We start from the raw sequence: 14,265 nt of genomic DNA on the forward strand, positions 1-14,265 counted from the left end.
CTGAATTGTAGCCTCGGTGAAGCGGAAGCCGCAGCTTGATTTTTTGATCAGAAACCCAGGTCATGGCTCGTAGTCTCGCTTCGGCTGGAGCTGAAATGCTTGAATGCATGAACGAAGCGTCTATGACTACAGAAATTCAGGCGAGTATGTTTATATAAAATAAGAAAAAATAATGGAAGAGTCCTATGCTGTATTTACTTGGTGAAAAAGAATTATATTACATTTTTGATGGACAAACGGTTAGCGAAATTGCAAGTAGGGCACTTACAACGTACAGAAATCGCCCTGGTTTTTTTACTCCTTATAGAGATGGTTATGAGTTCGTAGGAGAGTTAATCGCACCAGGTTTATATCCATTTGCGGGTCTTGCATTGGCAGGATATTCTGCGCTTGCTTTTGTAGGTTCAGCAGTTGTTTGTATTGGTGCTTATCTTGTTGCTGCTGGTGCTTTCTTATTTAATGCCACAGGATTCCGCGATGATGCACTTAAATTTGCAGGCTCAGCGCTACATTTTACTGGTATCGCACTTTTCGAATCGGCTGTGGGCTTCTTACTCGCACTCATAAGCTTTCCTCACAGTTTGCTCTCTATTGTTACGCGTGCTGCGGCTACAGTAATTGCGGCAGGTTCAGAGCCTTCTGCAGAGCAAGAGAGGATAGATGCTGAAGGGCCTGATGAGTATACTTTCCAATTGAATTAGGGCTAACCTAGAGCCCTTTTTTTCTGATGCTTCTCTTCGCGCTCCAAATAATGTTCTATCATTTTTAACTCCTTTTGAACGCGAGTGATTTTTTCTTCTAGTTTATTTTCTAGATCTTGGCAATTTTTAAGATCTAGAGTGACCACTTCTTTTTTTTCTTGTTGTTGCGTGATGAAATTAAGCCAATTGATTTCGCTCACTGGATTCACAATAAGTGAGTTAGAGACAGGTTGATTAATTCGTTCTTCAATTTGCTGAAAGTGTAGTTCGAGCTCTTGTTTTTGATGCCGAACTGTATGTAAATGTACATCAAACTCATTGAGTTGTCGGTTTAACTTGCTTATTAAGATATTGAGTGACTCATTCATTTTTTAACATAGGAAAATATTTTTACATACTAAATACTTTAAGTTCAGTATGGATTAAATCAAACTGACACAATGAAAGCAATCCTATGAATGGAAATAACCTGTAAAAGTATTTCTTAATAATTGTGATGCAATAGCCTTGATAGCAAAATGTGATTAATATGATTGTTAGTTGCTCATTGATATTGTTAGAATATGCGTAAAATTGCTCGCAGTTTTATATGTAAAGAGATACTTAATGAAAGAAATCACTCTAACCGCTGTATTTGAAGGCACTATCTATAGCATTGAAGAACCTAATACTCATTTGCATGAAGTGTTATATAGAGATTGTAAAGGAGTACGTATTACTTCAGCCGATGAAGTAGAGCAACATAAAGACGCCACTCATTTAAAAATGGGTTTCAATGGATGTGGTGTTGATTATGGTGTCACAGGACTTTTATTTGGTGCAGGAGTAGAAGAACAAAGTGATCAGGTTGTAGCTGTTGTCAAAAAGCTAATTCAAGATGGATATACAGTTAAGTTTAACGCTATTGGCTTAAGCCGAGGTGGAATTGCTGCAATTTTGGCAGCCCTTAAGTTGGCCAGTATTGATCGCTTTCATCTGGAAACGAATTTACTTCTTTTAGATCCCGTACCGGGTAATTTATTTTCCACAGCATTTTTAGATTTTTTTAACCATACATTAGCTAATCGAGCAGTTGATTTGTCTGGGTCTAAAAACTTAAATTATGTTGAAACACTTTATCCCTATCTTGAAGTGGGGGATGATACCGGCGAATTTTTGGACCGTGTTCTTGCCAAGTTCCATATCCCCATAAGACCCACTTATCCGAAACAATGTGAGGTAAGGGAGGAAGTTATTCTGGGGGCACATTTAAAGGCTTTTCAGGACCTTAATAAAGAGAATGATGCTGCTCATTTGATTTATGGGGTGAATGTAATTCCTGTAATCAGGAAACTCAGCAAAGCAATTATGTATCAATTCTTGAGTCGCGTTGGCTGTTTGCCAGAATCGGGAGAAAATATACATCAATCTGAAATCATTAATGAGTTTCAACGAGAAAGAGAAAAATGGACACAACATCTTACAGCTATTATTGCGAATATTATTCCCAAAAGTAGAAGTTTACATTCTCAGGATGGTTCTAAAATTACGGTTTCAAACTCAGCAAAATATCTTAATAAAACGCATCGTGAACTTGTTGATACAGAGTCACTTGAGCCTGATGAGTTATGTTTAAAAGTAGAGCCGGAACGTATCCGTTTGCAAAAGGAAAAGCAACCATTAATCAAAGCAGATTTGTTGCGTTTAATAGACGTCATCGAAAATAGTATGAGTGCTAAGAGTAAGCTTGGTAAAAAGAAATTATTACTGGATAGAATTAAAGCCGGTTTGAATGATAGTGATTTTGCTGAGGAGCAGTTGAGTTTTATACTGAGAGATATTCTCACGGTTGCATTACAACGTGACCGAAACAGCTATAGTTTTTATAGTACAACAACCTCAGGTTTAGCCTTGGTTAGTGCCTTGAATCAGCCTGAGTTTAGTGCTGTCAAAGAGCTCGTACAATCGGATGATGATCCTATTCAATACGCTGATTTATGTGCTTATGTTATAGGTAGAAATGATTTGGTACACTTTAATAGTCAAGATAAGGATATAAATCTTTCACATGTTGAGGAGCATATGGTTGGAGAGGATGGCTATAGGATGTTGATTTAATGCGTATTGATTCAAAGAAAGCAATCAAGGATGAAACAATCAATGGTAAAAAATCTAAAGAAAAAAGTATTACAGTATGTTGCTAAAAGACAGACTTGTGCAAAAGATATGTTTTTTTTCGTTTCAGTACGGTTGCTATAATGTTTCACTGGCTTAAAAAATGGCGGTACGAACGGATTATGCGCCATTCACCTATAAGCGATGATGAATGGATTGAAGCATTTCAAAGTTTATCTTTACTGCGACGCTTGAATAAACAAGAAAAAATAAAGCTGAAACAACTGGCTATTTTATTTCTTCATTACAAATCATTAGAGGGCGTTGGTGATCTTCAGATTACAACGTCAATGCAGTTAAATATTGCCTTACAGGCATGCCTTCCTATTCTTAATCTTGGATTTGATTGGTACGATGGTTGGGTTTCGGTCATCATTTATCCTGGAGCCTATTCACGAGAGGACAAGGTAATCGATGAGTTTGGAATAGAACATTTAGGGCGATCTAATTTAAGCGGCGAGTCGTGGCAACGTGGACCTGTTATTATCTCTTGGGACGATACGCAACATCATGGTGGTGCTACTGGACGAAATGTAGTGATCCATGAGTTTGCACATAAGTTGGATATGCAAAATGGTCGGGCGAATGGTTTTCCACCACTTCACAAAGGAATGTCCGCGTCGCATTGGGCTGAGGCTTTTAACTCAGGCTATCATGATTTGGTAAATCGTCTGCAACAAGATGATCCTATTCCAATTGATCCATATGCGACTACATCCCCAGCTGAGTTTTTCGCTGTATTTTCTGAATTATTTTTCGAAAAACCTGAAATAATAAGTCATTATTATTCTGAGATTTATCATTTGCTTGCCCAATTTTATCGTCAAAATCCGTTGGGGGATTTGTAGTTTTGTGGCATTGTAGCCTGGGTGAAGGCGTAAGCCGTAACCCGGGGAATCTGTGGAAAATCGCGGGTTCTGCTGCGCTTCAGCCAGGCTACAATGCTACGATAATTACCAATTAAATGTATATCGTGTTTCTTTGGAACTCCATCCGTCAGTAATATAGACTTCAAGTGAGTTTTGAGAAATGAGATGAAACTCGATTAGTGAGCCCCAATAAGGATTATGGAATTCAAAACTTTGTTTTGTCTGCCCAGTTGTTAGCTTGCAAGAAAGTTGCCTTGGTTCAGGAGCACCAAGACCATCCCCATAGCTTAAATCCAATTGAGTTGAACCTTGTGAATTAGCCACAGACGCGACTGCATTCAACCAATTACATTCAATCTTTGCAGATTGAGGGTTTTGGTTTTTAAGTTTTAAACAGCTTCGATTTGTACTCATACACGGTTTTGCAAAACTTGTACCTGCCAGTAAACCCAACAAAAGAAAAGTGTACAATTTAGTCATTTTTATACCTGCTCAGTTAGGGTGTGTGATGTTTTTAGCATTGTTATTAAATTGTTGTCAATGGTCTCAATTGATTGTTGTTTATTAAAAAAGCAGAAAATAAAGAAAAAAATCATTAACGGAATCAAAAGAAGTCTGAATTAATAAATAACAGATTTTATATTAGACGATCTTCGGATAATATTTGAACCAGAATTTTAATATGATAAGGAAAAAGTATGAAACAAAATATTTCTATGTACTCTGCATCGATACCAGTGTTCAAACAAATGCTTACTTCATTAAATGCAATTTTGGAAAAAACGCAGGCTCATATTGATAACAATAAAATGGACCCTAATGCTTTTTTACAAGCCAGACTTTTCCCAGATATGTTTCATTTTACGCGTCAGGTACAGATCGCGACTGATTTTGCTAAAAGTACGGCAGCACGTTTGGCAGACAAGGAAATACCTGTCTTTGAAGACAATGAGCAAACATTCTTTGAATTACGTGGCCGAATAGAAAAAACACTGTTCTTTCTTTCTAGTATTTCTCCAGAAGATATGAACGGCAGTGAAGAAAAAGAAATTATTCTCCGTCCCGGAACGCCAAAAGAACGAAAACTGATTGGTCAAACATATCTTTTGCACTATGGAATACCACAGTTTTTCTTTCACGTTACTACAGCTTATGACATCTTAAGAAGTTTGGGCGTTACTATTGGAAAAATGGATTATATGGGAACATTTTAAAACCATACCCCGGGTTAAGCGTATGCTGTAACCCGGGTTCTGCGCTACCAATGCACTATGATACAACGGATATTGCTGCATTTTGAACATTCTCTAGTTCGAACTCACCAAGTGGTTCTTCTTGTCTTCCAGGAATCTTTGTTTGTTCTTGAGCTAGATTTGCTTCATAACGTAATAACTCGCTTGTTTTGAAGAATCGACGCGTCTGATAACGTGTTTTTTTCTTTTCTTCTGCTGCAATTTTATCAATAGCAGGTTCTGTTTCTTGAAGTTCTTTTTCTATCACGGCAACCTGTTGTTTTGATGCATCAACAAGATGAGCGCTCAGATCACGTTTAATCTGCTCTATGCGGCTTGTTACTAATTCGGTCCTTTTTCTATCCAATCGATCATTTTGATCGCTTAATGCATCCCTACATTCTGTTTCTTCCTCTTGAAGTTGTCGTAAAGTGTTTTCGAGTTGTACCTTTGTCCTTTCAAAGGATTGGACATTTTTTCCTAATGAACTATTTTTATACATTAACGTGCCTTGTTCCCAAAGGGAGCAAGTAGACTCTTTCATGCGTGTTTCTGCTTTTACAATAAGTGCTTTTGTTTCTGATATATCTTTTATCTGTTTGCTGATTTGTTCTCTAGTACTCTTTACTGTGCTTTGGATTTGCCCCAGATCAACTTTGAGTCTTGACTGTTCATCTAAAAGGGCAGTAACACTTTCGTCAGGCTCTTGACCTAAAATCCTCCTGAGTTGGCTCAAATCTACTGCATTTAATTTCCAATTTAATTGTTTCAGTTCATCGACATATTCTAGTTTCTTGCGAATTGATTCAGGAAGCTCGTTACGATCAATCTGAACATTATTCCAATTAAGATTTAAAAGTGTTTTGAGTCTGAATAATTTCTCAAATTCAGGACGCATTTTTGGTGGAAGAACATCGACCACATTTTCATTAGATAAATTGAGAAGCGTATTTTTATTTTGTTCAACAACTACTTTAATTTTTTGGAGTTCGTTTTGCTCTGCTTCAACTCGTGTAAGAAACGAGGATTGATATCCAGTGAATCCTTGCTGCAACTCCGCATCCTCAACCTGTAATTCGATATAGGATTGAATACCATCAGTACCACTTTGAATACGTACTTTTTCTGGATTTACTTTCAATAAAGTAGCAAATTGGGTTTTCTTTTGTGCAAATAAACTTTCCTCTACATCTTGATTTAACCCATCTGCTTGAGCTAACTCTTCTATAGAGTACTTTAGTTGTTTTTTCAAAGCATTAAGTTGGTTTACATAGGGTCGATATTCTTTATAAGAGCTAAAGCGTAAGGTCGCCTCATATAACTCATGCACCACATGGCTGGGATTGTCTTTACTCTGACGACTTATTTGGAGCAATGAGTTTTTCAAATGCTCCCAAGTAGGGTCGACGGTCTTGAAAAAATAAGGTGATGTATTCGTTAAATAGCTACGAAAACCAGCTATTTGATGCTCTGCAACTATTTTATCGTGACAGTTTTTCCTAAAGTCGAGATCACAATGCGGGACATTATGTAATGAATCAATTGCATTCAGTGCATCATTGATTACATCTCTTGGGGATGAGTGAGTTATCGAAAACAGATACTTATCTTTTAAAACGGCTTTGTGACGTTCAAGTGTGGCATAAAGTGCCCGAATTTTATCTTTATCCTCAGGAAAGTTACTTAAGTCTTCAGCAAGCGTATGAATTTCTAAAGCTGCTTTTTTGGCTACGGTCCGTTCGAAGTAGGCATGGAGAGGCTCGGGTTTTTCTTTTACCCAAGCAAACTCATCGAGCAGGTATTGAGCCAGTTTTTTCATTGCTTCTTCGTTGTAGCTTTTTTGCAATGCGTTTAACTCTGGATCCTCAGGCAAGCCTAAATTTCTATAAAGTGTCGTAAAAGAGAGAACTAAACCTTGCATTTTAAATTGCTCAACGAGCGAAAACTGTGTTAAGTCGTTGCAGTGATTTATGATTAAAGGTTTGATTTGATCTAATAAATTCTGAATGGTTTTATCATCTGCTGTCATTAATTTTTTTTGGTAAAATTGAATGATGCTGTCAGTAACTTCTTGATGCTCTTCGCTCTTCCATACCTTGTTTTTTTGTTCAATTAACGTATTAATTCCAATTCTGATTATTTCTGGGACAAACGAAGAGTTTTTAGCCGTGTTTTTAGGGAAAAATACTTTTGTGGTTTCTGGACAAAGAGTACAAAATTCTCCAATTAAATAGGGTAAAATTTGTTTGCTTTGTGCCAACTCCAGAGCTCTTTTTGCTTGGCCTTCGGGTTTGGTATAATTTAGAACTGCGCCTGCTTTATCGGCAATTATTGTTTCTAAGTTTTGATGCATTAAGGCTTTTGCACCAGCTGAAAACGGCTTTGATTTTTGTTTGAGCTTTGTTTGAACATTTAACTCTTGAACAAAATCTAGCTGTTTTAAAAACTTAAGCCTCAGTCCTTGCTCGTGGCTCATTTTGCTTGCTTTTTCTGCTTTAGCCGCCCATTTTTCTTCTCGAGCTGTCTCCCACAGTTTGTTAGCCGATTTCTTAAATTGCTCGATACTTTCAGTAAGGGTACGTTCGGATACATTGGCATTTTGAGAACGGGTCAGCTCACTCAAAAGCGCTTCACGCCATTGGTAGAACTCAAATTGTATTTTGGGATCTCCAGGATAAAGTTCAATAAGTAAGCTTTCCCACGCTTCAATTTGTTGCATCAGGATTTGTTGTGCCTCATCAATGGCCTGGGTATATATCCTCTCTACGGTAGCTTGTAATTTGATTTTATTTTTTAATTCTTCAACCGATTGTTCATTAATACTTTGACGTGTCCATGGAAAAACGTAATAAAGAAATTTGTTAAGCGTGTCTTCAGGCGCTTTTACTTGATAAATAGGAAGCCATTCGCCAGGTTTACCATTACGTGCGGCACGGCCTGCGATTTGTGTACTCATTCGCTCAGTATCTGGATAACTTTGTATTACAAATAAACCTTTAGGATGATCACCAGGATTGATGTCTATTCCTTTTGCAAGCATTGCTGTCCCTACAGTAATCGTGTTCACTTGACCTGCTTGCTTGATGAGCTTATCCAGTTCGGCAGGGGATTCCTTACCGGTAATAATCTGAATTTTGAACCCTTGCTCTTCATAGGTTTTTAAACTGTTACCAATTGCTTGTGCCTCATCAAAATCTTCGCTCACAATAAGCATTGGTTGCGTTTGGTCACGACTCCATTCTTCAATCGCTTTATTTCTCTGCGCAACTAAATGTTCATGCTCTTCATAGGTTTGAATGTCTTCATCAGGATTAATATCCATTCTCGTTTTTGTAACTGGGCGTCTAATCTTATCAAAGGTCTCATGTATGGCTTTGATTGTTCCTTCCCGATCTAAAGTAAAAATCGGGTCATGATTGATGCGCTTGTCTCCGGCATGTGGTGCTACACTGACTGCCTGGATTCCGATAGACGTATCTAAGCTTTTGAGCTCAAGCTTGTCCCCTGGCGTTGCTGAAATTCCAAGTAAGCGTCCTAAGGTCTTTTTGAAAAACTTAATTAATCCTTGCGCCGATTGGCTTGCAAGTACAGAGGGAACGGAGTCAATAAAAATATGCTGGGCTTGATCTTTATTTTCCGCTTTGAGTCGAGCTTGTAACGCCTGTTGTACTTCCTCAGTAAAAATCGAACCGTGCTTTGGTGTACTGCGAATTAACGGAACACAGGCAATTTTTTTAATAATTTCGTGACCGCTCTCATCCTTTTCTTTGACTGGTTGCACTATAAAATGCTTGTTTTCCACTAAAGTGGCGGCGACACCGCTTGCATGGATCCATTGTTTGAGTTGGGTGTTACTTGCTGCCATCAAATAATTTTGTTTTTCAATGTCCCCATTAAATTGTTCGTTAATTTGTTTGTTGAGAAATAATCGAAATTGATCGAGATCCTCATCTTCATCCCAAACTTTACCTTGAGATGCTTTAACATTACGAAATGCTTGCCAATTGATGAATTGATAGGCGAGGGGATAAATCCATTGAGCGGGGTTATTAGCCTGTACTGCCTCAGCTTCTGTAACCAGTTTATAAAGTGCCTGTTGATCTAAAAGCGTATCGTCACATTCATCTAAAACAATATGCACAGGGCCATTAGTTTGGAGTAGCTTTTCTTTTTTAGTTATTTTTGCAGCCAAATGGAAACTTGCCATATCCTCAACTGTGGAACAGTTGATTCCATCAGGTACAAATGCTTCAGTTGGGGTATTACTTTGGATGAGTGCTGATTCAATTCCCAAGAATTTAAAAAATGGTTCGCAGTTGTTCTCATAATCTCGAACCAGAAGTGTTGGGTTAGCAGTCCATTGTAGAACAGTACCCCCTTGCGCCCATTGAAGCGCCGAAAGCATCGGTGTATTAATACTTTTTCCTTCTCCAGTTTTGATACGCATTAATATATCGGAAGATGGATCTTCTAGAGCAAGTAACAATACAAGCATTTGCGTGGTGTTTGGGAATAAGCCTGTAGTTCGGAAATAGATTTCTCTTAAATAGGCTAAAAGCTCCAGATTGATGACTTCTATTTGTTCGGGTGCTACTGATTTCGCGCGCAGATCTAGAAGTATTTGACTGGCACGGTTTTTTAATTCTTCACGTGACTTAGCAGTTAAGTTTCTTAAGCTTGTAAAATCACCAGGATTTAGGGGATCGGTATAGCCTAATGTTTCTATATAGGTTAATTGTCGTGCAAGCTTCATTAGCAATGCGTGAGGAAAATCTTCTTCATGAAGCAAATCTTGTAGGTTAACTAGAGCTTCTTTGATGCGATCTGTTGCAAAATGCTTGGCTAAATCCCTTTTTTCATTGTTTTTAGCAAAAGGATTTGTATCGAAGTTTAAACAATAGGCATGTAATTTACTTTGGTCGGGCGCAAGTAACGCTGCGTTTAGATTTTTTGCATCGGGGTAGGGGGGCGTTGCAAATAATTTTAAAACTTTATCTATATCATCATCAGAATGACATCGCTTTAAGCCGTTGACGACATCCAATAATGCACTTAGATTGACTGTGGTGTCTTTTTTATTACTGGCCAAACGCGTTAAAATTGTAGCAATTTTTATTCTATTATTATCACTAAATCCCTTCATTTCTCGAAGAATTTGAGGATAAGCTTCGAGATCTTGGTTGAGCTTTTTTTGTGAGATTTTTTTGAGTAATGAAATGCAGAGTTCAGCTTGTTCCGGCCTCTCAGTTAAGAATAATTGAGTTTCCTCGATCAATGACTTAATCAGTTTCGAATCTACGCCAGATAGTCCTAAAATTTCAATAATTTTTTTGATAATTAATGGCTTAGTTTCTTCTGGAAGGGCTGATTTTTTGAATTGATTTAATGCGGCAAGAGGGAAAGGACTTGCACTTCTCAAATTATGAGCCATGCTCATTTTGAAGAACATGGTTTGTGTTTCTTGCTCAAGGTCAGCAATATTAAAGAGGTCGACTAAGCCATTGATGGCTCGTTCAATTGCTTCATCATTTGCAGTAGGACACTCCTCTAAAGCTTGAGTGGTAAGCTTTAGATAAAGATCTAATTTTTCCGAGCTGTCTTTAACTAATTTACCCGCTAGAATTTGCTTTTGCTTATAATTTAAGCGCGCTAGAGTTCCTGTACTCAGTTGCTTGTATATCTTATTAAATTGTTCTGGTAGTCGGGTGTTGATATCAATAAGCAAGTTGAGGTAATTTGCAATGGATTCAATTTTGTTTTTATAACTTTGTAGCGCTTGGTCTGAAGGAGCGTTTTCATCGATTAAAGCAGCCTCATCAAGAATACTTTTTTCAAACTCTGGATCTTGAGTCTTGAGCTGCTGTAAGGTTTTTTTCAAAGCGGGCAATACTTTTTTCTGAATCAACTCTTCTTTGAAAAAGAAAGTTAAAGAGTGTGTCTCGTTAAATGTTGCCATCCAACCAAGACACGTATTTAAATCCAAGTCTTTGACAATTTGCTTATTCTGAGGATTTTCAAAGAAAGCTCTCATTTGAGAAAGAAGTAAGGAGTGAACTGGACCTAAAACTCCAGCAAATGCTTTTCCCGTAGTTTGATCGTTTGCCTTTCTTTTCCCTGTGAGCAGGAAACTTAAAATATATTCCCCTTTAGTTTCCCCTATAATGAGACTATAGGTTCCGTTGAGTAATGTAGGTTTTGTTTCTTCGAAAAAGCGAAATTTTGCAAGGACTTCTGAGAATTGAGGATTAGGTTGTTGCAACAAAGTAACTAATTCATCCAGTGCGTCAAAAAGTGGCATCAGTTCTCGATCCAGTTGATCGCGTAATTGTTGAGGAACCATGAAGTTTTGCAAATTCTTTTTCAGTTCTTTCTTCAAGAGGTCAACTTTAAAGACAGCACTTCGTTTTTTTATGGCATCAACTAAAGCATCAACAATTAAATCATCGAGCTTGGAGATATCCCCATTACCTAATACACAATCTTTTAAAAGATTTATGTCAATAATCAGGGTTTTTAGCCATTCTTCTTGTTGTTCTGGGCTTCTACATTCATCGGGAATAACAATGTCTGCTGCATGTAGCAGTGTATTCAGAAACGTATTCACTTTATCGGCTTTAGGTAATTCTTGCGACTTTGAGATATTGATTTGACTTAATACGCTCAGTACCGCTCTATGAAATTCTATACCTTTCGTATCTCTTATGTTTTGAAGGGCTAATAATATATTAGCAACTTGATCTTGATCTAAATTGGCTTCATTGAGTTTTGCTAATAATTTAATATGCTCTGCTGTTAAATTCTGACGATTTTTTTGTAATACAGAGGTAAACGATGCGATAGCTGATAGAGAAAATTGGCTTACTTCAGGTGCTGGATCTGTTTTTTGAATACGTTCTTGCAGTGTGTTTAATATTTCAATGCCTTCATTTTCCAAACAAGAAACCAGTGGCGTAACGAAATCATCTTTGAGTTTCTTATCAGGAAACGCGACTTTGAACTCAATACATTGCTTCATTAATGTATTGATTTGTGCAAGCGAAAGGTTAGGCTTAAATTTAAATGAGCGAGAAAATGCTTGCAGTAAATCACTACGATCAGTTTGCTCCAATGTCTGTAATGCATGAATACAATTGTTTAAAGTTTCTTTCCATTGAGAAGCGTTTAGAGCGTCTTTATTTGAAAAAGCACAGGTTAAAATAAAGGTTAATTGATTTTTTTGCTCTTGAGTCCAGGAGGCGAGCTTTTCGATTTCCAGAAGCTGCTCTTGGATGTCTGCTAATCTTATTTCTGCTTTCCAATGCTGCCCAAAATATCGAAATAGCCAAGGCTTAAGTTCACGTCCCTCAGTATAAATAAGTTCGGGATCAGTAATAGAATCTTCTGGATTTTCGATTTTCATACATGCAGCAACATGCTTAAATTGTGCAGCAGATGGTTTTTGCGACATGGCGTAATGTACGCCTGTTGGTCCCCAATTGAGTTCTTCTAAAGAAAGACATTGCTCTTGTGGATTTTGAGCATGGTCTATAACATCCAATACCCTATTTAAGGTAATGAGAAAATGGCCTTTATGTTTAATTGGGCAGGGGACAGGTAGTGTAAGATTTTTTTCTGCAATTCGTGGGAGAACGATTTGTGTGTAGGCCTCAAAAAAAGTATTAAAATCAAAACTGTTCTTATCATAGTCTAGATGCGCTGCAACCAGTGTATTCCACCATTCTTTCTGTTCTGCAGGAAGTTGCACTAATTTTTGAAGATTTTTAATTCCTCGTGTGCTCAAAAGATCATTTTGAACTTCGGGGTTTTTGAGAAACTCGAGATTAATTTTTTTATTCAAACACGCACTAAGTAATCTGACTAAAACAATAGCATGAGCTTCACCTCCCAACGCATATTGTTTACAAAGCAACGGAATGATGAATTCGTCATGTTGCAGTAATTGCAGAAAGGCTTTGATTTCATTTTCATAGGCAGGAAGCAAGGCTATGAAGGTATTTTTTTGGTTAGGTGAGTACCTAGAGTCCAAAAGCAAAGAAATAGTTGTTTGCGGAAGGTGAGGTAATAGTGCTGTTGCTTCTTCAATTGTAGGTAAAACTAAAGCTTCTTGTTTTTTAAGTGCGGGTGCTAACGCAGAAGGAAGTTTTCTTGGGTTATTAGTATAACAAAACGCTTTTTTGTCTTTGTTTATATAAAACCCTTTGGGCAAATTCTGTGGAATAATGCCATCTTTAAAGGCAGAACTGTATTCTTTTATGATAGGAATGGCTGACTCTTCTAGATTGTCAATGCCTAATGCCCTGAGTTGTTTGACTAATTCAGGTAGTTCAGGAAGATCAATAGGTACTAGTTGTAAATCCGGACTAGCAATATGTTCACTCTGCTCGAGGCGAGCCTCTTTTTGTACGCTTGGAGGTTTGGGTAAAACAATGCTTTTTTGAATTTGGATACGTGCTCGGACTGCAGGTGACTTAGTGTTTAGCGCATATTTTAATGGATTAATCTTAGGGGTGTTAGACGTAGTTTTAAGAATTGTTTCTGCAGATTTATTTAATACTGAGCGACGTGCAAGAAATGCGAGTTGTTTTGATGCTTGCTCGCTCTCTGGAATTTTAAAAATAAAAAGACGCTTACGTTCATCACTAATAAACTTTGATAGATCTTCAATATCTTTTGCAGAGTAGGGTTGTGCATCAAGTGGAATTTCTAAGGGAGTATAATTGACTTCAGTTTCATAAGAAGCTATCAAATTTTCGAGTAATGATTGAAGGTACTTATTTTCTGAGAATTGAGGCACAGCAAAACTCCTAGAATCAAAAGAAATAGATAATACATCTTTATTATTAACAGGAGATTAAGAGTTAAAAATGAATGTATTCTTATTTCACTCAGGTAAAATTGTAGTATGCAGTATAATGAAAAAAAGAGAAGCGATACAGCTCAATATGTAAATAAGCCACTCATTTAAAGAGTGATTTTTATAGCGAATTACAAAGGCAAAATAAGTGCATCCATTTTCTGTAAGTTGAGCGTTTAAAAGTCGATTACCCCTTTTTTTAATTCCAAAACACGCTTCTTTATCGAAAATGAAAAATTTACTTGACAGATCTTGGGTAGCTCATTAAACTGCGAACCTAATTTTGGGGTTATAGCTCAGCTGGGAGAGCGCTTGCATGGCATGCAAGAGGTCGGCGGTTCGATCCCGCCTAGCTCCACCATCAACATCTTTGATGTTGATGGGGAAATGCCTAAGGTCCCCATCGTCTAGCGGCCTAGGACACTGCCCTTTCACGGCGGTAACAGGGGTTCGAA

7 protein-coding genes and 1 tRNA gene are annotated in these 14,265 nt (G+C 37.5%); 5 read left to right on the forward strand and 3 right to left on the reverse strand.

All coding sequences use genetic code 11. The annotated features are described in order from the left end of the window. Positions 1-185: 185 nt before the first annotated feature. Complete coding sequence (locus BGO44_RS01165) at positions 186-701, forward strand: hypothetical protein (RefSeq protein WP_273199632.1); 516 nt, start codon at positions 186-188, stop codon at positions 699-701. A gap of 2 nt (positions 702-703) precedes the next feature. Here the strand turns inward: BGO44_RS01165 and BGO44_RS01170 are convergent, their stop codons facing one another. Further along, entirely contained in the window at positions 704-1,069 is a 366-nt protein-coding gene (locus tag BGO44_RS01170; protein WP_273199630.1) for a hypothetical protein, read from the reverse strand. 238 nt (positions 1,070-1,307) lie between these two features. Here BGO44_RS01170 and BGO44_RS01175 point away from each other — a divergent pair, with 238 nt between their 5' ends. Then, positions 1,308-2,798, forward strand: coding sequence for a hypothetical protein (locus BGO44_RS01175; RefSeq protein WP_273199628.1), 1,491 nt, complete (start codon positions 1,308-1,310; stop codon positions 2,796-2,798). Positions 2,799-2,938: 140 nt separating this feature from the next. Beyond that, positions 2,939-3,703 (forward strand): M90 family metallopeptidase, encoded by a 765-nt coding sequence (locus tag BGO44_RS01180; protein WP_273199625.1) that lies wholly within the window; start codon positions 2,939-2,941, stop codon positions 3,701-3,703. 105 nt (positions 3,704-3,808) lie between these two features. Here the strand turns inward: BGO44_RS01180 and BGO44_RS01185 are convergent, their stop codons facing one another. Continuing rightward, a complete protein-coding gene (locus tag BGO44_RS01185; RefSeq protein ID WP_273199623.1) occupies positions 3,809-4,204 on the reverse strand; it encodes a hypothetical protein in 396 nt (131 codons plus the stop codon). Between the two features lie 218 nt (positions 4,205-4,422). Here BGO44_RS01185 and BGO44_RS01190 point away from each other — a divergent pair, with 218 nt between their 5' ends. Beyond that, entirely contained in the window at positions 4,423-4,938 is a 516-nt protein-coding gene (locus BGO44_RS01190; protein ID WP_058510037.1) for a DUF1993 domain-containing protein, read from the forward strand. A gap of 55 nt (positions 4,939-4,993) precedes the next feature. Here the strand turns inward: BGO44_RS01190 and BGO44_RS01195 are convergent, their stop codons facing one another. Next, positions 4,994-13,750: a hypothetical protein gene (locus tag BGO44_RS01195; protein ID WP_273199621.1), complete on the reverse strand. Its 8,757-nt coding sequence runs from the start codon at positions 13,748-13,750 to the stop codon at positions 4,994-4,996. Between the two features lie 345 nt (positions 13,751-14,095). Here BGO44_RS01195 and BGO44_RS01200 point away from each other — a divergent pair. Next, positions 14,096-14,171: transfer RNA gene (locus BGO44_RS01200), tRNA-Ala, on the forward strand. Positions 14,172-14,265 lie beyond the last annotated feature (94 nt).

The organism is Legionella sp. 39-23 (assembly GCF_001897665.1).
GTDB lineage: Bacteria > Pseudomonadota > Gammaproteobacteria > Legionellales > Legionellaceae > Legionella > Legionella steelei.

Coding starts and splice junctions, on each gene's coding strand:
- BGO44_RS01165 (WP_273199632.1), top strand. CDS start 186: ATGCTGTATTTACTTGGTGAAAAAGAATTATATTACATTTTTGATGGA.
- BGO44_RS01170 (WP_273199630.1), bottom strand. CDS start 1,069: ATGAATGAGTCACTCAATATCTTAATAAGCAAGTTAAACCGACAACTC.
- BGO44_RS01175 (WP_273199628.1), top strand. CDS start 1,308: ATGAAAGAAATCACTCTAACCGCTGTATTTGAAGGCACTATCTATAGC.
- BGO44_RS01180 (WP_273199625.1), top strand. CDS start 2,939: ATGTTTCACTGGCTTAAAAAATGGCGGTACGAACGGATTATGCGCCAT.
- BGO44_RS01185 (WP_273199623.1), bottom strand. CDS start 4,204: ATGACTAAATTGTACACTTTTCTTTTGTTGGGTTTACTGGCAGGTACA.
- BGO44_RS01190 (WP_058510037.1), top strand. CDS start 4,423: ATGAAACAAAATATTTCTATGTACTCTGCATCGATACCAGTGTTCAAA.